The sequence below is a fragment of the Bradyrhizobium sp. AT1 genome (genome assembly GCF_001590795.1).
GTDB lineage: Bacteria > Pseudomonadota > Alphaproteobacteria > Rhizobiales > Xanthobacteraceae > Bradyrhizobium.
This window is the reverse complement of sequence record NZ_JXDL01000001.1, coordinates 7128573-7148699: the sequence shown is the minus strand read 5'-3', so window position 1 is coordinate 7148699 and position 20127 is coordinate 7128573. Positions and strand designations below refer to the sequence as shown.

Below are 20127 nucleotides of genomic sequence, written 5' to 3'. Positions count from 1 at the left end.
GATGAAGAAACTGCTGGAAGACGCGAAGCGACCGCGGAAGACGCAGCGGCTGCGCCAGCTGCTCGATCGTGCCATCGATCGGGTGCGCGATGCGCTGGCAGGACCCGAACCGCGGCTTCAGCCGATCCCGGTCCGGGTGAAGCGCCGCAAGGGTTGAGCCCTCCGTCTCAGCCCTCGCGGCTGCCCCAAACAAAAGGCCCCCTCTAACCGAGGGGGCCTTTGCGTGGTTAGCCCACGGCGTCCTTGGCGGCCTTGACCGGGCGGGCGCGGACGATCTTGCGGGCCGGCTTGGCCTTGAACATCATCTCTTCGCCCGTGAACGGGTTGGTGCCCTTGCGCGCCTTGGTCGCGGGCTTCTTGATGACGACGAACTTGGCGAAGCCCGGCACCAGGAACAGGCCGTTCTTCTTGAGCTCCTTGTGACCGACGTCGGTCAGCGTCTCCATGACGTTCTTGACGTCGCGCTTGGAAAGCTCGGTAGCGGTCGCAATCTTTTCGATCAATTGCGATTTGGACATTTGAGTGGCCATCGTGTCTCCTCTGATTCGTGACGGCTGCATATTAGACCAACCGGCGAAGGCCTATAGCCTTCTGCACAGTTTTGTCGCGATTTTACGGGCTTTTTGCCCCTCTGTGGCAAAAAACCCTGCATTTTAGCTGCTTCCAGTGCGGAAGGAGCCTTGAGCAGCGGATTTTGCCTTGTTTCAAAGGCCCGCACGACATCTTGCTAGAACTGATTCGCCGCTTTCGACAAGCGAAGACCGGCCTCTTTGTGAAAGGCCGGTCTTGTTTCACCCTGAAAAATAAGGGTCGGATCGCATGTCGGCGGTCTTCCTTCCCGTAAAAACAGGGAGAAAGTGACGGGCGACCGGTCAGACGCGCTCGATGATGATGGCAGGCGCCATGCCGCCGGCGGCGCACATGGTGACGAGACCGCGCTTGAGATCGCGCCGTTCGAGCTCGTCGAGCACGGTGCCGATCAGGATCGAGCCGGTGGCGCCGATGGGATGGCCGAGCGCGATCGAGCCGCCGTTGACGTTGACCTTGGCGCGGTCGAGCTTGAGGTCGCGGATATATTTTTCCGCCACCACTGCGAACGCCTCGTTGATCTCGAACAGGTCGATGTCGTCGATGGAGAGGCCCGCCTTCGCCAGCACCTTCTTCGTCGCCGGCACCGGCGCGTTCAGCATCAGGGTCGGCGAGTCCCCCATATTCGCCATCGCGACGACGCGGGCGCGGGCTTTGAGGCCGTGCGCCTTGGCGTAGGCGGGCGAGGCCAACAGGATCGCGGCGGCGCCGTCGACGACGCCGGACGAGTTGCCGGCGTGGTGCATGAAGTCGATGTCGAGATCGGGATATTTCTGCAGGATCAGGCCGCGATAGGTCGTGCCCTTGTCGTCGAGCGCGTAATCGGCGATCGCGGGGAAGGCCGGCTTCAGGCTGCTGAGCCCCTCCATCGTGGTCTGCGGCCGCGGATACTCCTCGTGATCGAGCGCGAGACTGCCGTCCTCGCGATGAACCGGCACGAGGCTCTTCCTGAAGTGGCCGTTCGCGATCGCATGCGCGGCGCGCTTCTGGCTCTCCAGCCCGAGCGCGTCGACGTCCCGCCGCGTGATGCCTTCCATCGTCGCGATCGCGTCCGCGCAGACGCCCTGATGCGACTGCGGATGCCTTGCCCGCAGGTGCAGATTGCCGTTGTCCATCATCATCGGACCCGAGCCGCGACGCCCCTCCATCGACATCATCTCGCAGCCGCCGGCGATGACGAGGTCTTCCACGCCCGCCATGATCGAGGATGCGGCCATGTTGACGCTGGTGATGCCGCTTCCACAAAACCGGTCCAGCGTCACGGCGCTGGCGCGCACGTCATAGCCGGCATCGAGCGCCGACATCCGCCCGAGATCGCCGCTTTGGGTCGCGACCTGGGCGCTGCAGCCCCAGACGATGTCGTCGACGTCGGCGGTATCGATGCCGGTGCGGTCCGCGAGCGCGCGCAGCACGGTTGCGCCGAGCTGTTGCGGATGAATGCCGGAGAGCGCTCCCTTGCCGGCTTTGCCGACGCCGCGCGGGGTGCGGCAGGCATCGATGATCAGTGCGTCGGTCATTGGCGTTGTCCTCTTGTTGTGGGTCGTTGAGGACGGTTTTGGATAAGCCGGACGGGAGAGTCAATGCGGGGCGCGCTCCCTGCGGTCCTCGCACGCAGCGGAAAGATACGGATAGCCATACAGCTGCTACGCCCCTGCGACGTTCTTCCCGATGACGCGTGCGACGAGGCCGTTACCCTAACCCGTTGGGGCGGCCAGATAAGTGGCAGAACAGCCACCAAATCAACTTCTCTATTCTGGTCGACAGTCTTCCACTGTCGATATCCGAGCAATCGTCGCAAGAATAGAGAAGAAGAAGATCTGGTACGTTACGCCCAGGATGATCTCCACACTTACAAGCAGACGAGCCCCCTTAGCGACCGGCGCAATATCACCATAGCCAACTGTCGCAATCGTCACGATACTAAAATACAGAGCATCGGCTAGGTCGAGAGCCTGATTAAAAGCCTTCGGATCAATACGACAGGACACCTCAAATAGCAGAGCAAACGTATAAATGATTAGTGCATACGAAATAAGAGCTGTCCCGATTGTGTGTTTTATGGACGGATCGCCTGGAGCTATCTTCAATGGCATTATTGCGTCGAGCAAACGTACAGCACCGCCCCTCCATCGTGGAAGCACACGTGGAGGCCGGACATTATACAGAGTGTTGAATGACGCGAGTGCCGAACCAGCAGCAGCAACATAGGTGATAAAAGTGATCGCTAACAGATAGAAGTCAACCATTGCGCGATCAACTCCGGGCTCAAGAACATCGATAAAATCGATTCCAATTCTGAATGCCACGGCAACTACCAAGCAAAAAACCGAAAACCAAAATGGAGCGACCGGCGGCACTTCAATGTTGGGATAGCGTCTTCTTGCAACAAGATAGCCAGAATACAAGATGATGAAGACGGCAAGGAATATGTAGTCGCTAGTGTCGAGTTTCATTGTTCTTCGCCGTGGCGGGTTGATCAATACATCGAGAAATAAGGGTCGGCGAGGAGCTCCAACATGATGCACCGGACAAACGCTAAAGAAGTGGCGCCGGTGAAATCTCGTTCCATAAGGTCGCCATTTGCCATCACGCCCCCGCCGCGTTCCTCGCAATCACGTTGCGGTAGAAGCTGGCGCTGAGCTTGGGCGTGCGGACCTGGGTGTCGAAATTGACATGGTACAGCCCGAAGCGCTTGTTCAGTCCGTACACCCACTCGAAATTGTCCATCAGGCTCCAGAGGAAATAGCCGCGCACCGGCACGCCCTCGGTGGTGGCGCGCTGCAGCTGGGCGAGATAGTTGCGCAGATACATGATGCGGTCGGTATCGTAGATCTTGCCGTCGTGCGTGACCACGTCATCGCCGGAGGCGCCGTTCTCGCTGATATAGATCGCATCCGTCTTCCAGATCTTGGCCGCCAGCTTCGGCACCCAATAGAGCGTCTCCGGCCCGACGCGCAGCCAGTCCGAATTCATGTGCGGGAACGATTTCGGGATCGGCAGCGGCATGAATCCCGCACCCTGGTCGGAGGCCACCACATAGTTCTGCGGCGCGTAGATGTTGAGGCCGAGGAAATCGACCGGCGACGAGATGATCTTCAGCTCCGCATCGGTGTATTTCGGCGCGTTGGCGCCGGCGTATTTCAGGAACGCGTCGGTGTAACGGCCCGTCATGATGACGTTGAGATAGCTGGCGTTCATCTCGCGCAGCGCGATCTCGGCGGCGCGAACGTTCTCCGGCGTATCGATCGCGGGCGCGCAGGCATCGATGTTCTCGGCCGGTCCCACCCTGGTGCCGCGGCGGCCATGGGCGCGCACCGCCTGCACCGCGAGCCCGTGCGCCAGCGCGGTGTTGTGCCTGATCTGGTTGACGTCGGCTTGCGGGAGCGTCTGGCCCGGCGCATCGATGCCGATACCGTAGCCGAAATAGACGAAGCGGCCGGTCTCGTTCAGCGTGAACACGTTCTTGACACGGTCGGTGAGATGGGTCGCGACATAGGCCGCGTAGTCGCCGAAGATCTTGCAGGTCTCGGTCGAGCGCCAGCCGCCGAAGCGATCCTGCAGCGCTTGCGGCAGGTCCCAGTGATAGAGCGTCAGCCAAGGCTCGATGCCGTTCTTCAGGAGCTCATCGACCAGCCGGTTGTAGAAGTCGAGCCCTTTCGGATTGGGCTTGCCATCACCGTCCGGAAACAGCCGCGGCCAGGCCACTGAGAAACGGTAGGCCTTGCAGCCGAGCGCCTTGATCAGCGCGATGTCCTCTTTGTAGCGGTGATAATGCTCGTTGGCGCGGTCGCCAGTGGTGCCGTCCTCGATCTTGCCGGGGATGCGCACGAACTTGTCCCAGATCGAGGCCCCTCGCCCGTCCTCGTCGACCGCGCCCTCGACCTGGTAGGACGAGGTCGCCGTGCCCCAGACGAAGCCGGCCGGAAAGCCGGCGCGCGGCGGCGATGCCGGCTTCGCCTTTGCCGCGTCGAGCGGACCGGTCAGGCCGGCTGCGGACAGCCCCGCGATTTTCGCGAACCGGCGGCGCGAGACCTTGTCCGACATTGATGCTGCTCCGCTTCCGAATTGTTGCGGGCGCACAATGGCGAGTCCAGGGCGGTTTGAGAAGCGGGCTTGTGAGGGAGCCGGATGCAGAATCGCGCGGCCTGGGGCGCGACATAGGGATGCGGTCAGCTTACGCGTTCAACGCGAGCGCTTCGGCAATTTTGGCAGCTTGTCGGGGTTGAACGCCGGGCGCGGCTCGGCCCGGTCACGCGCGGGCGGCTGCTGTTCGGTGAGAATGAGCGTTCCCTGGAGAACCATTCCCGGCACTTGCTTTGCCGTCGCGGTGTAGGTCGCGATCTTGCCGGGGCAATTTCCCTCGATGTCCAGCGTGAGCTCGTCTTCCACGCCGAACACCGTCAGCCGTCCGTCGGTATGACGCTTCGTCGACACGGTGGCGGTGAAGCGGTCTCCATCGACCTGACACGAGCCGTGATAGGTCATCAGGCTGTCGCGGCCCCAAATCTGTCCGTCCGCGACGTGGACGATCCCAGTCCCCTGATCGAGCGGCGTCTTGTACCACGCCGCGTACGTCCCGTCTTTCAGCATGGGAGCAGTCTCCCCTGACATTCCCGCGCGATCATCGGCACGATGAGCGCTAAGAAAGCGTTAATCACGCGGCCGGTGCCACTCCGGCAATTGCTTGCGCAGCTCGGCTTCGAGATCCTCGACGATGCCATGAAGCAGACACGCGGCGAGCGGATCGGTGACCTCCCGCTCCAAACGCCGATAACGCGCGATCTGGCATTCCTGCTCTCTCAACTGGTGCTCTGTCATCACACGGGCCCTCCGACAAACTGACGCGGAGAGGACCGGGAGGTTTCGTTAAACTTTTCGGATCATTTGACATGGTTTCAGATTGGTAAAGTCCGCGCGGCGCGCCGTTCCTCTAAGAGGCCAGACGAAGCCAGACGTCCTTGCTTGCCAGCGTGCCGTTTGGCGTCGCGATCTCCAGGTCCACGACGTGCAGGGAGCCGGGCTCGTCTCCATAGACGTATCTGAGGTGCCACATCAGACCCAGGTCCGGTGAAATGACGAAATCGTCCAATGCGTCGGTGATGTCTCGAACGGCCTCGCGGTGCGGCAGCGGCGCGGAAAACATCGCGTCGATCAGATCGGCGAGGCTCATGCCCTCGACGAGCATAAGTCGCGCGATCTCGTCACCATAGACGTATCGAAGCGCTGAAACGATCGCAGCGACGGCATCCGGATTCTTCAACGACACGGCAAAGCAGGCCTCCGGAGCCATCATGCCGGAGACGGAATATTCTGCAAGCTCAGCGAGCCCTCCCGCAGAGCAATGGGCGCGGCCTTGGCTCTCGGATGCCGATACTTTCAGGCAGCTCGCCTGACCGACCGCCCGTGTCTAGAACGTCACCCGCATCCCCGCATAGAACGCGCGCGGCCGGGCCGGGCTGAGCGAGCGCGGGTCCGTGAAGTCGTTGCCGCCGTTGGTGAAGTTGGGCAAGGCTCCCGTGTCGAAGAACTGTCCGTAGGTCGCGTAGCGCTTGTCGAAAATGTTGTCGACTTTGCCATAGAGCTGGATGTTCTTCGCCACCTGGTAGGACGTGTGGAGATTGAACACCGTATAGGACGGCAGCTTCGCGAACTGGTTCGACTCGTCGCCGACCAGATATTGGCTGGAGACGTAGAGCGCATTGCCGCCGACCTTCCAGACGTCGGTCACGGCATAGTCGATGCCGACCTTGACGCGGTGACGCGGGATCGCGGGGAGCTGGTTGCCGGGAGAAACTTGGATGTTGCCGTTGCCATCGGCAAACGGGCTTTCCGAGCCGAGCTCGAGAGGATCGAGATAGCGCGCGTCGACGAAGGCGTAGCTTGCCTGGAACTGGAGCGTCGGCGACTTGATGTTGACTTCCGCCTCGAGACCCTGCCGGCGGGTCCGGCCAACGTTGGAGAAATAGCCGAAGCCGGTCCGCCCGACCACGGGCACCGCGACGATGTCGTCGTAATTGGTGGCGCGGAAGCCGCCGATCTTCCAGCCGAGGGTGCCGATGTTCAGCTCCTTGGTGCCACGGAAGCCGGCCTCGACGGTCTTGGACACCACCTGCTTGAGCGGCGGATCGGAGACCAGGAACGCCGCGATCAGACAGGGGCGGGCCGGATCGGAGCAGCCGAGCTCGAGCGGCGTCGGCACGCGGTTGGCCTCGGAATAGCCGGCATAGGCGGTCAGCTCCGGGGTAATCTTGTAGGTGCCCCCGATCACCGGATTGAAGCGGGTGAAGGTGTGGTCGCCGTTGAGGTCGGTCCCGAGCTGGTCCTCCAGCGAGATGCGCGCCACGTTGAAACGGCCGCCGCCGGTGAGGGCGAAGGCATCGGTGACGTTGAACGTGTCCATCGCGTAGAGGCCGTTATATTGATTGACGGTCCGCAGCGAGACAGGACCGGTAAATCCGGTATCTACCGTGCCGGTGGGCCCCAAGAAGAGGCCACTGCCGCTGACGACGTAGTTTTCTCCCATGGAGCCGATCTCGGCTGTCGCATTGTAACGCGTGACACTGGCGTCATAGCTCGCGCCCATCACGAAGCGGTTGTCGTGACCGAGCAATTGATCGGTGTTGGTGGCCTGTCCTGACACGCCGAAACTGGTCGAACGTATCGTGCTCCGGTCGATCTCGCCGAGGATGGTTCCGAGCGGATACGGATTGACGAGCTGCGCGCCGTTCGTGCCATTCGCGCTCGTCGCATCGTCGCCGAAGCACAATAGCCCCAGCGCGGCGCATTCCTGCACGTCGGTCGGATTGCCGTCGACGAGCTTCTGCTCGTACCTGCGCACATGCGCAGCGCCTTCGAGCGTCCAGGTCGGCGTTGCATCGACCTTGCCGGTCAGATTGAGATAGCCGACGCGGTTGGACGTGGTCTGCGGCGTGGTGTAGGTCGCACCCCAATATTTATCGAGCAACTCGGCCGGCACGGTGGCACTGGCGCCGAAATCGTTCTTGGCGACGCCCATATTGGCGTGGAATTCGCTGTCGCCCGCCTTGTAGCCGACATCGCCGTAGAAGCGCCGCACGGTCGATTGCGAGAAATTGCGGAAGCCGTTGTCGCGCAGGCCTTCGAGCGCGGCATAGACGCCGTAGTTCTTGTCGACCTGCTTGCCCCATTGCGCCGAGCCCTGGATACGGCCGAACGAGCCGCCCATCACGTCGATCTCGGCGCCCTGATAGGTAAAGCCGTCCTTCATTTGCAGATTGATCGCCCCGCCCAATGCGTTGAGGCCGAAGGCGGGATTGTTGGTGACCAGCGTCACCGACCTGATCGCGGCGGTCGGGATCAGGTCCCAGTTGACGGCATCCGAGAAGGCTTCGTTGATGCGGACGCCGTTCTGATACACGGCAAGGCCTTGCGGCGTGCCCGTCACGGGCGAAGCGACGAAGCCGCGGAATTCGACGTCCGGCTGGAACGGATTGCCGGTGACCTCGGTGATGTTGACGCCGGCGATGTTGTCGCGCAGCGCGTCGGTGACGTTCAGCGAGCCCGTGCGCTTGATCTGGCCGGGATCGACGGCGTTGATCGCCGACGGAACCTTGTCGACATCGAGACCCCTGCCGATGCCCGGCGAGGTCGGGAACACGTAAAGCCGCGTCCTCGGCGCGGCGGACGACGCAGCGCCAATGCGCGCGACCGGCCGCGTCGGCGCGCTATGTCGCGCCGCCGCCGGCGGCTGCACCGTCACTTCGACCGGCGGCAGATTCTGGACGTTGGTCTCCTGGTCCGGCGCGGCCACCGCGGGGCTCGCGAACACCACCCCGGACACGAGACCGGTCGACACCGAGGCCATCAACAAACGACGCCTGAACGAAACAACCTTGCCCATCCCCGCCTTCCCATCCGTGACCACCGGCTGTTTTGATTTTCGCCTGTTGGTCGCGACGAGTGTATTCGGCCGCCATGGGTGCGCCAGCCACAAAAGGTCGGGCAATATCCGCTCCCGTTTTCCCGACCAAATCGGGACTTCTTCCCGATCGTCTCGGGCGCGATCAGGCGGCCGCGGTCGGAACCAGCGCTTCCACGGTCAGGCCGCCGGCACCGGAGACGACGTCGAGCGTGCCGCCCAGCGCCAGAATCCGCTCCCGCATGCCGACGAGCCCGAAGCCGAGCTTCTGGCCCGGCTCCATGCCGCGGCCGTTGTCGCTGACCCGCACCCGGGCGCAGGTGCGGCCATCCTGCGCCACCTGCTCCGCCGGTTCGATGACGACGTCGACCGAGGTCGCGCCAGCGTGGCGGAACACGTTGGTGAGCGCCTCCTGCACGATGCGATAGATGGTGAGATCGGCGGTCTCGCCCGTCGCGCCCAGCGCGGGGGAGATCGACGTCTTGATCGCGACATCGGGATGCGATTCCCGCCACAGCCGCGACAGCGATTCCAGCGCCTGGCGCAGGCCGAGCTCGGCGAGGCCGACCGGGCGAAGGCGCTCCAGCACGCGGCGATTGAACTGCTGTAGCGCATTGATCTGCTCCAGCATGGCGCTGCCATGTTTTCGCACGGCCTCCGCACTCGGGACGCGGCCATCCGCCTGCTTCGCCAGCGCGCCGGCATGCGCGCGCAGCGAGAACAGGTACGGCCCGAACTCGTCGTGGAGCTCGCGCGCGATCTCCTTGCGCTCGATGTCCTGGAGCGACACCGCCCGCTCGGCGAGGCGCCGCTTGTCCTCGACCGCCTCGTGAAGCGTTGCGGCAAGGTGATTGAGCTTGGTGCAGATCACGGCGAGCTCGGGCGCGCCGCCCGGCGTGACACGGGCTTCGTAATGTCCGCCTTCGAGCTTCCCCATGGCCTCCGCCAGCGATTGCAGCGGCGCCAGCGCCCGGCCGACCACACTCATCATCAAGAAAAACAGCGCCAGCGCGATCACCGAGCCGACCTCGAGCTGGGTCACGATGCCGTCCCAGATCTCGGCGATCTCGTCATCGGGGTGCGAGGTGATCAGGAGCGAGCCGGGCCTGCCGTGGATCGAGACCGGCACGCTCACCGCGGTCTGCTCGGGGTGAACCAGGCTGACGAACCAGGCCGGCGGCCCGCGCGTATCGGCGTCAGTGTCGAGCCGGGGCGGCGTCTGCGGATTGCCGCCAGCATCCCGCAACGTGATGCTGACATGGCGCAGGCGGCTGAGGTCGCGCGCGATCTGGTTCAGCCTGGCATCCGGATCGGGGGCTTCGTTGAGATCGGCCACGATCATCTCGATGAATTCGCGCGCGAGCCGGATGACGCTCTGGTCCTCGGCCTGCACCCGGGGACCCGCCTCCGCGACCTGGCGGCCGATATTGACGGCGAGCCCCAGGGCCAGCAGCAGCGCCAGCAACAGGTTGATGCGCCCGCGCAAGGATAGATTTTGCCACATGGGTATCGCTCGTGCCTCGCGAAGGTTTGGCCCGCGCCTGCCCGATGACGTTGACAGAGGGGAAGCTGCGGATATCTAATCGAAAGCGTACAGCAATCCCGGCCGGGCGCGAAACAGGCCGACGCTGTCACAAGGAAACGCCTATGCGCATACTGATCGTCGACGATCATCCCATTGTCGCCTCCGGCTGCCGCGCCGTGCTGGCCGACGAGGGCGAGATCGAGATCCTGGAGGCCGCCGACGCCGAAGACGGCGAATGCGTCTTCATCGTCGAGCGCCCCGACCTCTGCATCATCGACATCAATCTGCCGACCGTCTCCGGCTTCGAGCTGGCACGCCGCATCCTCGAGCGCGCGCCCGAGGCCCGCATCATCATGTTCAGCATGAACGACGACCCGGCCTTCGCCGCGCGGGCGATCGAATGCGGCGCCAAGGGCTACGTCTCCAAGACCGGCGATCCCGACGACCTCGTCGAGGCGATCCGCGCCGTCGGCGGCGGCGGCACTTACTTGCCGAGCGCGATCGCCCGCAGCATTGCCTTTGCAGGGCCGACCCTGGCGCAAAGTCCGCTGTCGAAGCTGAACGCGCGCGAGATGGAGATCCTGCGGCTGCTCAGCGCGGGAAAGAGCCTGTCCGAAATCGCCTGGCTGGTGCAATCGTCCTACAAGACGGTCGCCAACACCTCGTCCATCATGCGCCAGAAGCTCGGGGTGAAGACCTCGGTCGAGCTGGTGCGGCTGGCGATCGACAGCGGTGTCGCCTGACGACGCCACAAATTTCGGTCACACAAGCGTTGCAATATTGATGTGGTGAGATGCCACGGAGTGAAGGCATGACGATTCAGACTGTCTCGACGAACAAGTCCTACGGCGGTGTGCAGGGGGTCTATCGCCATGCCAGCCAGGCGACTGGAACCGACATGGTGTTCTCGGTCTATGTGCCCCCGCATGCCGAGGGCGCCAAGCTGCCGGTGGTCTGGTATCTCTCCGGCCTCACCTGCACCCATGCCAACGTCACCGAGAAGGGCGAATTCCGCAAGGCCTGCGCCGAACTCGGGCTGATCTTCGTCGCGCCCGACACCTCGCCGCGCGGGGCCGACGTGCCCGGCGATGCCAACAACGCCTATGATTTCGGCTTAGGTGCCGGTTTCTATGTCGATGCGACGCAAGAGCCGTTCGCACGCAATTACCGGATGTGGAGCTATGTCACCGACGAGCTGCCGAAGCTGGTCGCGGGAAATTTTCCCGTCGATGCCAAGCGGCAATCGGTGATGGGCCATTCCATGGGCGGTCACGGCGCGCTGACAGTGGCGCTGCGCAACCCGCACCGCTATCGCGCCGCGAGCGCGTTCGCCCCGATCGTGGCGCCCTCGCTGGTGCCCTGGGGCATCAAGGCGCTCACCGGCTATCTCGGTCCGAACAAGGACGCCTGGCGCGGCCACGACACGGTGGCGCTGATCGAGGACGGCGCGAAGTTTTCAAGCTTCCTGATCGACGTCGGCGAGGCCGACAATTTCCTGAAGGAGCAGCTGAAGCCGGAGCTGCTCGAAGCCGCCTGCACCAAAGCGGGCATCCCGCTGACGCTGCGGCGGCAGGCAGGCTACGACCACAGCTACTACTTCATCTCGACCTTCATGGGCGATCACCTGCACTGGCATGCGGAGAAGCTGAAGGGCTGAGTGGCCCTTGCTGCCCTTCCCTTCGCCCCTTGTGGGCGAAGGTGGCGCGAAGCGCCGGATGAGGGGTATCTATCCGCAAATTCGGTAAGGGTTGGACTCGCGGAGAGAACCCCTCACCCGGCTTCGCTTCGCGAATCCACCCTCTCCCACAAGGGGCGAGGGTGCACCGCCATCGCGGTGAGTAAATCCCCTACTCCCGCTTGCCGTAATTCGGCGCCAGCGACCTGTTGCGGATCAGATAGCTCATCGTGCGCGTCCAGGCTTCGTCGGTATTGCCGCGCATGTCGGCGCTGGCGGCCATGATCATCGCGCCGGTCTTCACGTCGCGCAGATAGATGTTGAGGTTGATGATCAGGTTCGAAACCTTCTGCACCATGCCGGTGATCTCGAGGTCTGCTCCCAGCTGCCCGGCGAGCTTGAGATCGCAGCCGCCGCAGGCCTGCAAATTGGCGTGACGGGCCGCGTCCCTGACCGGCGCGATGTCGAGCACCTGGAACCTGCCGGACTCCGTCAATTCCTTGCGCAGCTGCTCGCTGATGAGCAGGAGTCGCGCTTCTTCGGGCCTCGAGCCGTAGAACTCGCCGGGCAGGCTGGTGTCGATCAGCTCGAAATCGAACACGGCGAGCTTCGGCGGATCGGCGCGTGCGATCGACGGCGTCAATAGCAAAGCGGCAATCATCAGCAACGCTCGCATGATCGTGATTCCACCTCGCGTGCGCGCGGGGACGAAATGCGGGGTTGCATGCCCTGACAAATTGGTCATGCTTGAAGCAGAGACAATTCTCCACCTGCGGTCAAGCCGGGGAGATCGCTCGGAGGAAACATGATCCGATGGTTGGCCGGTCTGATCGGCTTTGCTCTTGCCGCGACGAGCGCGCTCGCGGCGGAGCCTGCCCTGATCGGTGTCGGCTATCTCGGCGTCACTGGCGCCCGATCGACGCTGTCGCTGGTCGATCAGCCAGCGGAGAATGACGGCGTCGCCGGCGCGCGCCTCGCGATCGAGGACAACAACACCACCGGCAAATTCCTCGGCCAGCGCTTTACGCTGGAGGAGCGCCGCATCAAAGAGGGCGAGGATCCGGTGCAGGCCGCAACCGCGCTTGCGGAGAAGAACGGCTTCATCATCACCGACCTGCCCGCCGATGCGCTGCTGAAAGTCTCCGACGCCCTGCGCGACCGTGGCACGCTTCTGTTCAATGCGGGGGCGATCGACGAGCGGCTGCGCGAGGCCGATTGCCGCGGCAACGTGATCCACACCGCGCCGACGCGCGCGATGCTGGCCGATGCCCTCGGCCAATACCTCGTCTGGAAGAAGTGGTCGCGCTGGCTGCTGGTGGTCGGCTCGCACGACGAGGACAAATTGTTCGCAGACGCGCTCCGGCGCACCGCCACCCGCTTCGGCGCCAAGATCGTGCAGGAGAAGACCTTCGAGGACAAAGGCGGGGCGCGGCGCACCGACAGCGGCGTGACGCTGATCCAGCGCCAGATGCCGGTGTTCACGCAAGGCGCGCCGGCCTATGACGTGCTGGTCGCCGCCGACGAGAGCGAGGTGTTCGGCGCCTACCTGCCCTATCGTACCTGGGATCCGCGGCCCGTTGCGGGCTCGGCCGGGCTCGTGCCGCGCAGCTGGGACGCATCACAGGACCAATGGGGCGCGATCCAGATGCAGAACCGCTTCATGAAGCTGAACTCGCGGCGCATGACGGCGCTCGACATGCAGGCCTGGACCGCCGCCCGCATGATTGGCGAAGCCACTTCGCGCACCAATTCCGGCGACGTCAAGAAAGTCACCGACTTCATCAAGGGCCCGGACTTCTCGGTCGCCGCCTTCAAGGGCACGCGACTGACCCTGCGCGATTGGAACCTTCAGTTGCGCCAGCCGATCCTGCTGGTCGACGGCCGCATGGTGGTGTCGGTGTCGCCGCAAGAGGGATTTTTGCACCAGGTCTCCGAGCTCGACACGCTCGGCTATGATCGTCCGGAGAGCAAATGCAAGCTGAAGTGAGCGATGTGACGCGACGGATTCCCGGCAGAGACGGTGCGCCCCCTCCCCCGCTTGCGGGGGAGGTGAAGACCGCCCGCGGGCAGATATCACGCATGCTGGGAGCAGCGTCGCTGCTGACTCTTGCGCTCGCGGCAGCGCCCGCGCATGCCTTCATCGCCTATGTCTCGAACGAGAAGAGCAATACGGTGACGGTGATCGACACCGACAGCTGGACGGTGACCAAGACCATCAAGGTCGGCCAGCGCCCGCGCGGCATCGACTTCACGCGCGACGGAAAGTTCGTGATGGTCGCGGTCGGGGACGACGACACCATCCAGGTGATCGACGCCAAGACGCAGAGCGTGGTGGACAGCCTGCCCTCCGGACCGGATCCGGAATTGTTCGCCCAGGATGCGGCGGGAAAAATTCTCTATGTCGCCAACGAGAACGACAATACGGTCACCGTGATCGACCTCGAGAAGCGCTCCCGGCTCGGCGACATCCAGGTCGGCGTCGAGCCCGAGGGCATGACCATCAGCCCCGACGGCAAGACGCTGATCAACACGTCCGAAACCACCAACATGGCGCATTTCATCGACACGTCCTCGCGCCAGATCGTCGCCAACGTGCTGGTCGACGCCCGGCCGCGCTTTGCCGAGTTCAAGCACGATGCGTCCGAAGTGTGGGTGTCGTCCGAAATCGGCGGCACCGTTTCGGTGATCGACCCGAAAAAGCACGAGGTGATCGGCAAGGTCACATTCGAAATTCCGGGCCTGCGGAAAGAGGCGATCCAGCCGGTCGGCATCGGCATGACCAAGGACGACAAGACCGCCTTCGTCGCGCTCGGCCCGGCCAACCGCATCGCCGTGGTCGACGTCGCCTCGCGCAAGGTGACGAAATATCTGCTGGTCGGGCAGCGGGTCTGGCACATGGCGTTCACGCCGGATGAAAAATATCTGCTGACCACCAATGGTGTGTCGAACGACGTCTCCGTCATCGACGTCGCCGCGCAGAAGGTGATCAAGACCATTCAGGTCGGCGAATTGCCCTGGGGCATCACGATCGCGCCATGACCAGCCCTGCCCCGAGTCCCGAACCACAGGAGGCGCCACGGCTCGACGCGGCCGCGGTGCCCGCGCTGTCGATCGACGGTGTCAGCCATGCCTACGGGCCGCGCCGGGCGCTGATCGACGTCTCGTTCAACGTACAGCCGGCGAGCTTTACCGCCCTGCTCGGCCTCAACGGCGCCGGCAAGAGCACGCTGTTCTCGCTGATCACGCGCCTGTTCGGCATCCAGTCCGGCCGTGTCGGCATTTTCGGCCATGACATCGGCAAGAGTCCCGGCGAGGCGCTACGGCTGCTCGGCGTGGTGTTCCAGCCGCGCACGCTCGATCTCGACCTGTCGTTGACGCAGAACCTGCTCTATCACGCCGCGCTGCACGGCATCAGCCGGCGCGAGGCCGCCGCACGCAGCGCCGAATTGCTCGGCCGTATCGGGCTCTCCGACCGCGCCGGCAGCAAGGTGCGCGATCTCTCGGGCGGGCAGATGCGGCGGCTGGAGATCGCGCGCGCCTTGCTGCACCGGCCGCGACTGCTGCTGCTCGACGAGCCGACGGTCGGCCTCGACGTCAAGGCGCGCGCCGACATCATCAGTCAAGTTCGCCAGCTCGTGACCGAGCAAGGCATCGGCGTGCTATGGGCCACGCATCTGTTCGACGAGATCCTGCCCAGCGACGACCTCGTGGTGCTGCACCAGGGCAAGGTGCTGGCGCGGGGTCCGATGAGCCGCGTCGTCACCGACGCCGGCGCGCAGGACGTCAACACCGCCTTCATGCGCCTGACCGGCGCGCAAACCATGCCGGGAGGCGGCGGCGCATGAGCAGCATCACGACGCGTGACGCCTCGCGTGGCTTCTCGTTCGCGGAGTACATGACCTGCCTCACCGGCATCGTCTGGCGCGAGGGGCTGCGCTTCCTGCATCAGCGCGAGCGCTTCGTCTCGGCGCTGGTGCGGCCGCTGGTGTGGCTCTTCATCTTCGCCGCCGGCTTCCGCCAGGTGCTCGGCATCTCCATTATCCCGCCCTACGAGACCTACATCCTCTACGAGGTCTATATCGCGCCCGGGCTGATGGCGATGATCCAGCTCTTCAACGGCATGCAATCCTCGCTGTCGATGGTCTACGACCGCGAGATGGGCAACATGCGCACGCTGCTGGTGAGCCCGCTGCCGCGCGGCTTCCTGTTGTTCTGCAAGCTGCTGGCGGGCACCGCGGTGTCGCTGCTCCAGGTCTATGCGTTCCTGCTGATCGCCTGGTTCTGGGACATCACCCCGCCGTCATCGGGCTATCTCACCGTGCTGCCCGCGCTGATCCTGTCCGGACTGATGCTGGGCTCGCTCGGCATGCTGATCTCCTCCGGCATCAAGCAGCTGGAAAACTTCGCCGGCGTCATGAACTTCGTCATCTTCCCGATGTTCTTCGCCTCCTCCGCGCTCTATCCACTGTGGCGGGTGCAGGAAGGCAGTCCTTATTTGTACTATCTCTGCGAAGCCAATCCGTTCACCCATGCGGTCGAGCTGATCCGTTTTGCACTCTACGGACAGATCAACTGGATCTCGCTGGCCGTGGTAGCAAGCTGCACAATCGTCTTCATGATCGGCGCGATTTGGGCCTATGATCCCTCGCGCGGGCTGGCGCGACGGGGGCCCGCAGGAGGCGAAGGATGAAGGTTCTGGCCATGGCTGTTGTGGCGCTCGCGCTGTCGGGCACGGCGGTGCGCGCGGCGGATCCGCGCTACCCCAACTGGCCCTGCACGCAAGCCAAGGTGCCGGAGATCTCGCTCGCCGCGGTGTGGGCCGGGCCTGCGCTCGACGACGCCGAGACCAAGTGGAAGGACGACGCGAAGATCACCGCGCTGGTCGCCAAACTGTCGGCGCGCAAGACGCCGATCGACGAAGCCGAGAAATCGGTGAAAGACTTTTTGGCCGCCTCGCCCACCGACAAGACCACCAACGCAAAGCTGCTGTTCGCCGGGCTGTTCGACACGCTCAACGCGCAGCGCTCCCAGGTGATGAACGGGCTCGAGCGCGTCAGCCGCAAGCAGCGCGAGGCCGCCGACAAGATCCGCGAGGAAACGATTCAACTTCAGGCGCTGCAGGGCGCCACCCCGCGTGACGAGGCCAAGGTCGAGGCGCTCGGCAACGAGCTGATCTGGAAGACCCGCATCTTCGAGGACCGCAACAAGGTGGTGCGATTCGTCTGCGAGGTTCCCACCACGATCGACCAGCGCCTGTTTGCGCTCGGCCGCGTGATCCAGCAGGAAATGGAATAGAGCCTGGCTCCCCGGCGGCCCTCGACGGGTTCCCGTATCGACCCCGGTTAACCTTTGCCCTTCTATCTGCCGGAACCAAATCGATCTAGGATGGCTTGTCGAAGTGAACTCCAAGACGTCGGGAGGCCTCGATGGGAACCACTGGATTTATCTATGCGGGCGCTGCGGCCCTCAGCATGCTCGCGACCGGCGCTTTTGCTGACGACTTGACCGGGATGGTCACGCGGATCGACCGGCTCAACGGCACGATCTCGATTCAGCAGACGCAAAAGGGCACGGTCGGCGCCAGCGCTGGCAGCCCTGCCGGCGCGCTCCAGGAGTACAAGGCCAAGGACGCCGCCATGCTGGACGCCGTTCATGCCGGCGACCGGGTGAACTATTCTGCAACCGACAATAACGGCACCGGCACGCTGACGAAGTTGCAGAAGCAGTAAGTGTTGGGCGTCCGCCTCGCCGCTTTGGTCCCGCCAGAATGCGTCTCTCTCCTTGTGCCCCGGACGCGGTGCAGCGCCCTTCAGCGTTGCACCGCAGAGCCGAGGCCCATGTCGCAGACGAGCTCGCGGCTTCTGGATCCCGGCTCTGCGCCGCAACGCTCACGCGTTACGGCTTGTCCGGGACACCGCTGCGTAGCGCGGCCAATCAAATCGTTCACTGCTCCGGCCGCGGCTCCGGCTGCGCCTCCTCGGTCGGCAGCTTGGCGCGCTCCCAGCCGTCAGTGCCGTCGGGGTACCAGGCGATGTTGGGATAGCCGTAAGCCAGCGCGCGCTTGGCGGCGTTCCAGGACATCCAGCAATCGGCGAGGCAGTAGATTACCAGCAGCTTGGCCTTGTCGCCGCCCGAGGCACGGGCGAGCCCGCGCTGGAGGTAATCGTCCATGGCCTGCGGCAAAGAGCCGTAGCCGGTATCCGGCAGCCACATGCTGCCCGGGATGTTCCGGCGCGGCGCATCGCGCCACACCGTGCCTGCGGGCAGGTTCTTCGGCTTCGGCGGGCGCGGCAGCACGTCGATGAACGCACCGCTTCCGGCCCGCCAGATCGCTTCGGCCTCCGCCGTGGTGAGCACGCGCGCGCCGGCAAGCGTCTCCGGCACCGGCGCGCGATAATTGTCGGCCCGATACCCCTCGGGCTCGAACGGTTCCTGCTGCTGCGCGACCGCCGGCACCGCGAAGGCGGCGGCGACGAGCGCAACGGCAAGGCGCCGCCTCATGGCGTCTTCTTGGCCGTCTCCGCGCCGAGCGGCTTGTCGCTCTCGTCGAGCAGCGGGACGCCGAAGTCGACCAGGATCTTGTTGATCTCGGCCTGGTTCTCCTGGATCAACTTGTTGAGCTGGCGCTTCCAGTTCTGGTCGGCGGGACGCACGCCCATGCCGATGCGATAGACCAGCTTCGGCCCCGTGGTTTCCTTCACCAGCGGCGTGACGTGAAGCGAGCCGACCTTCTTCGCATAATAGCCGGCCATCGGTCCCCACAGCACGCCGGCGTCGATCTTGCCGGCAGCGAGGTCGTCGATCATGGCCTGCGCCGAATTGTCGTAGCGCGTGTCGATCATCAACGGATAGGGCTTTGCATCGCTCATCAGGCCGGCAATGGCCATGTTGGTCGCCGGCGGCGTTCCCGCGACGATGCCGACATGCTTGCCCTTCAACTTCGCATCTTCGAGCGTATCGACCTCCTCGAGCCCGCTGCCTGCCTTGGCGACCAGCGCATAGCTCGTGCGGTAATAGGGGTTGGTGCCCTGCACGACGTCATCGCCTTGCGGGAAACCCATGATGACGTCGCAGCGATGCGCGCCCAGCGTCATCCGCACGAAGCCGGTGGCCTGCGGGAAGAAGACATAGTCGAGCTTCTTCTTGAGCTTGTCAGCGATGAACTCGGCGAGCTTGTTCTCGAAGCCCTCGCCCTTCTCGTTCGAGAACGGCAGATTGCGCGGATCGGCGCAGACGCGCAGCACGTTCGGGTCGACCAGTTCAAACGAGAGGTCGCCGCTGTCATTGGTCTGCGCCACGGCGACGTCGCCGAGCGCGCAGGACGCAACCAGGACCCACATTGAAATCAACCAGCGACGATGTCGTCCGGCCTCCGTCATCGTGCTTCCTCCTCGTTTTGTTTGAATGCTATCCATGCAACGCATGGCGCGCCATATTTTGCCAGACTTTGCCGGCTTTGCTTTGTTGCAGTGCAACGCAAGCAATCCTTTGAACTGAGGCGGAAAAGTGTCTCGCATCGCTCGAGTGATCGCAGCTTTGTCCCTGCTGGGGACCGCAACGTTAGCACGGGCCGGAACGGCCGAATTGCCTGTGAGCGAAGTCGCACCCGGAATCTTCGTACACTCCGGGACCATTGCCCTGATGACCCGCGAGAACGAGGGCGACATCGCCAATGTCGGCTTCATCGTCGGCGACGAGGCCGTGGCGGTCATCGACACCGGCGGCAGCTTACGCGAAGGCGAGGCCCTGCTCGCCGCGGTGCGGACCCGCACACCCAAGCCGATCCGCTATGTCATCAACACCCACGGCCATCCCGACCATGTTTTCGGCAATGCCGCTTTCGCGCACGGAGACACGACCTTCGTCGGCCACAGCAAGCTGCCACAGGCGCTGGCGACGCGCGGGCCCTATTATCTCGACAATTTTCGCCGGATCATGGGCAGCGAGTTGATCGATCCCGTGAAGATCATTCCGCCGACCCTCCTGGTTTCGGACACGATGACGCTCGATCTCGGCTCGCGTCGGCTTACCTTGCGCCCCTGGCGGACCGGGCACAGCGATAGCGATCTGACTGTGTACGACGAGACGACCAAGACCCTGTTCGCGGGCGACCTCGTCTTTCTCCGCCACATTCCAGTCATGGACGGCAGCATCCGCGGCTGGCTCGACACGCTAAAGGCTTTGGAGGCGATCCCGGCGCAACGGGTCGTCCCCGGTCACGGCCCCGTGAGCGATTGGCCTGCCGCCCTGGCCGACGAGCGGCGCTACCTGTCAACGCTGCTGTCCGACGTGCGCGCGTTGAACAAGAACGGCGAGCCGCTCCGGGCCGCCGCCGAGAAGGCGGCGGCTGAAGAGCGACCGCGCTGGGAGCTGTTCGGCGATTACAACGCCCGCAACGCAACCGCAGCATTTTCGGAAATTGAATGGGAGTAGCGGGCGCGC

22 protein-coding genes are annotated in these 20127 nt (G+C 64.0%); 10 read left to right on the top strand and 12 right to left on the bottom strand.

The features are described 5' to 3' along the window. Position 1: 1 nt before the first annotated feature. Positions 2 to 157 carry a hypothetical protein gene (locus SE92_RS36975; RefSeq protein ID WP_198172854.1) on the top strand — a complete coding sequence of 52 codons (156 nt, stop codon included), beginning with the start codon at positions 2 to 4 and terminating at the stop codon, positions 155 to 157. A 70-nt stretch (positions 158 to 227) separates the two neighbouring features. Here the strand turns inward: SE92_RS36975 and SE92_RS32920 are convergent, their stop codons facing one another. The 9 genes from SE92_RS32920 to SE92_RS32880 form a co-directional block, all read right to left on the bottom strand. Next, the gene (locus SE92_RS32920) at positions 228 to 530 is read right to left on the bottom strand and encodes an HU family DNA-binding protein (protein WP_025037698.1); all 303 of its coding nucleotides are present in this window, start codon (positions 528 to 530) and stop codon (positions 228 to 230) included. Between the two features lie 342 nt (positions 531 to 872). After that, entirely contained in the window at positions 873 to 2105 is a 1233-nt protein-coding gene (locus SE92_RS32915) for an acetyl-CoA C-acetyltransferase (protein ID WP_063202783.1), read from the bottom strand. Positions 2106 to 2336: 231 nt separating this feature from the next. Continuing rightward, complete coding sequence (locus SE92_RS35400) at positions 2337 to 3041, bottom strand: ion channel (protein ID WP_084251932.1); 705 nt, start codon at positions 3039 to 3041, stop codon at positions 2337 to 2339. A 133-nt stretch (positions 3042 to 3174) separates the two neighbouring features. Beyond that, positions 3175 to 4632: a GH1 family beta-glucosidase gene (locus SE92_RS32905; RefSeq protein ID WP_063202779.1), complete on the bottom strand. Its 1458-nt coding sequence runs from the start codon at positions 4630 to 4632 to the stop codon at positions 3175 to 3177. 138 nt (positions 4633 to 4770) lie between these two features. Further along, complete coding sequence (locus SE92_RS32900; protein WP_063202777.1) at positions 4771 to 5178, bottom strand: hypothetical protein; 408 nt, start codon at positions 5176 to 5178, stop codon at positions 4771 to 4773. 60 nt (positions 5179 to 5238) lie between these two features. Continuing rightward, positions 5239 to 5406: a hypothetical protein gene (locus SE92_RS36970; protein ID WP_198172852.1), complete on the bottom strand. Its 168-nt coding sequence runs from the start codon at positions 5404 to 5406 to the stop codon at positions 5239 to 5241. 112 nt (positions 5407 to 5518) lie between these two features. After that, positions 5519 to 5881 carry a hypothetical protein gene (locus tag SE92_RS32890; RefSeq protein ID WP_063202773.1) on the bottom strand — a complete coding sequence of 121 codons (363 nt, stop codon included), beginning with the start codon at positions 5879 to 5881 and terminating at the stop codon, positions 5519 to 5521. 114 nt (positions 5882 to 5995) lie between these two features. Beyond that, complete coding sequence (locus tag SE92_RS32885; protein WP_198172850.1) at positions 5996 to 8467, bottom strand: TonB-dependent receptor; 2472 nt, start codon at positions 8465 to 8467, stop codon at positions 5996 to 5998. 163 nt (positions 8468 to 8630) lie between these two features. After that, positions 8631 to 9989, bottom strand: coding sequence for a histidine kinase (locus SE92_RS32880; protein ID WP_063202769.1), 1359 nt, complete (start codon positions 9987 to 9989; stop codon positions 8631 to 8633). Positions 9990 to 10132: 143 nt separating this feature from the next. Here SE92_RS32880 and SE92_RS32875 point away from each other — a divergent pair, with 143 nt between their 5' ends. After that, on the top strand, positions 10133 to 10753 hold the full coding sequence (locus tag SE92_RS32875; protein ID WP_018320706.1) for a response regulator: 621 nt from the start codon (positions 10133 to 10135) through the stop codon (positions 10751 to 10753). A 68-nt stretch (positions 10754 to 10821) separates the two neighbouring features. Further along, positions 10822 to 11667 (top strand): S-formylglutathione hydrolase, encoded by an 846-nt coding sequence (gene fghA / locus SE92_RS32870; protein ID WP_063202767.1) that lies wholly within the window; start codon positions 10822 to 10824, stop codon positions 11665 to 11667. Positions 11668 to 11857: 190 nt separating this feature from the next. Here fghA and SE92_RS32865 read toward each other — a convergent pair whose 3' ends face one another. Then, entirely contained in the window at positions 11858 to 12430 is a 573-nt protein-coding gene (locus SE92_RS32865) for a DUF3280 domain-containing protein (RefSeq protein WP_157095785.1), read from the bottom strand. 60 nt (positions 12431 to 12490) lie between these two features. On the opposite strand from SE92_RS32865, the gene SE92_RS32860 reads away from it, so the two are divergent. The 6 genes from SE92_RS32860 to SE92_RS32835 all read left to right on the top strand — a co-directional run bounded on the left by SE92_RS32860 (position 12491) and on the right by SE92_RS32835 (position 17414). Next, positions 12491 to 13672 carry a lanthanide ABC transporter ABC transporter substrate-binding protein PedA1 gene (locus SE92_RS32860; RefSeq protein WP_063202763.1) on the top strand — a complete coding sequence of 394 codons (1182 nt, stop codon included), beginning with the start codon at positions 12491 to 12493 and terminating at the stop codon, positions 13670 to 13672. A gap of 92 nt (positions 13673 to 13764) precedes the next feature. Next, positions 13765 to 14724 carry a YVTN family beta-propeller repeat protein gene (locus tag SE92_RS32855; protein ID WP_063202761.1) on the top strand — a complete coding sequence of 320 codons (960 nt, stop codon included), beginning with the start codon at positions 13765 to 13767 and terminating at the stop codon, positions 14722 to 14724. After that, on the top strand, positions 14721 to 15530 hold the full coding sequence (locus SE92_RS32850; RefSeq protein ID WP_063202759.1) for a lanthanide ABC transporter ATP-binding protein PedB/LutE: 810 nt from the start codon (positions 14721 to 14723) through the stop codon (positions 15528 to 15530). The genes SE92_RS32855 and SE92_RS32850 overlap by 4 nt, the downstream gene beginning before the upstream one ends. After that, on the top strand, positions 15527 to 16375 hold the full coding sequence (locus SE92_RS32845) for a lanthanide ABC transporter permease protein PedC (protein ID WP_063202757.1): 849 nt from the start codon (positions 15527 to 15529) through the stop codon (positions 16373 to 16375). Before SE92_RS32850 ends, SE92_RS32845 begins: the two co-directional genes overlap by 4 nt. Continuing rightward, the gene (locus SE92_RS32840; RefSeq protein WP_063202755.1) at positions 16372 to 16980 is read left to right on the top strand and encodes a BAR domain-containing protein; all 609 of its coding nucleotides are present in this window, start codon (positions 16372 to 16374) and stop codon (positions 16978 to 16980) included. The genes SE92_RS32845 and SE92_RS32840 overlap by 4 nt, the downstream gene beginning before the upstream one ends. Before the next feature lie 131 nt (positions 16981 to 17111). Continuing rightward, entirely contained in the window at positions 17112 to 17414 is a 303-nt protein-coding gene (locus tag SE92_RS32835; RefSeq protein WP_063202753.1) for a copper-binding protein, read from the top strand. A 214-nt stretch (positions 17415 to 17628) separates the two neighbouring features. Here SE92_RS32835 and SE92_RS32830 read toward each other — a convergent pair whose 3' ends face one another. Both SE92_RS32830 and SE92_RS32825 read right to left on the bottom strand, forming a co-directional pair. Next, positions 17629 to 18186, bottom strand: a complete 558-nt coding sequence (locus SE92_RS32830; protein ID WP_063202751.1) for a PQQ-dependent catabolism-associated CXXCW motif protein — start codon at positions 18184 to 18186, stop codon at positions 17629 to 17631. Next, entirely contained in the window at positions 18183 to 19064 is an 882-nt protein-coding gene (locus tag SE92_RS32825) for a substrate-binding domain-containing protein (protein ID WP_063202750.1), read from the bottom strand. Before SE92_RS32825 ends, SE92_RS32830 begins: the two co-directional genes overlap by 4 nt. Positions 19065 to 19191: 127 nt before the next feature. Here SE92_RS32825 and SE92_RS32820 point away from each other — a divergent pair, with 127 nt between their 5' ends. Next, a complete protein-coding gene (locus tag SE92_RS32820; protein ID WP_063202748.1) occupies positions 19192 to 20118 on the top strand; it encodes a quinoprotein relay system zinc metallohydrolase 2 in 927 nt (308 codons plus the stop codon). The last annotated feature ends 9 nt before the right edge of the window (positions 20119 to 20127 follow it).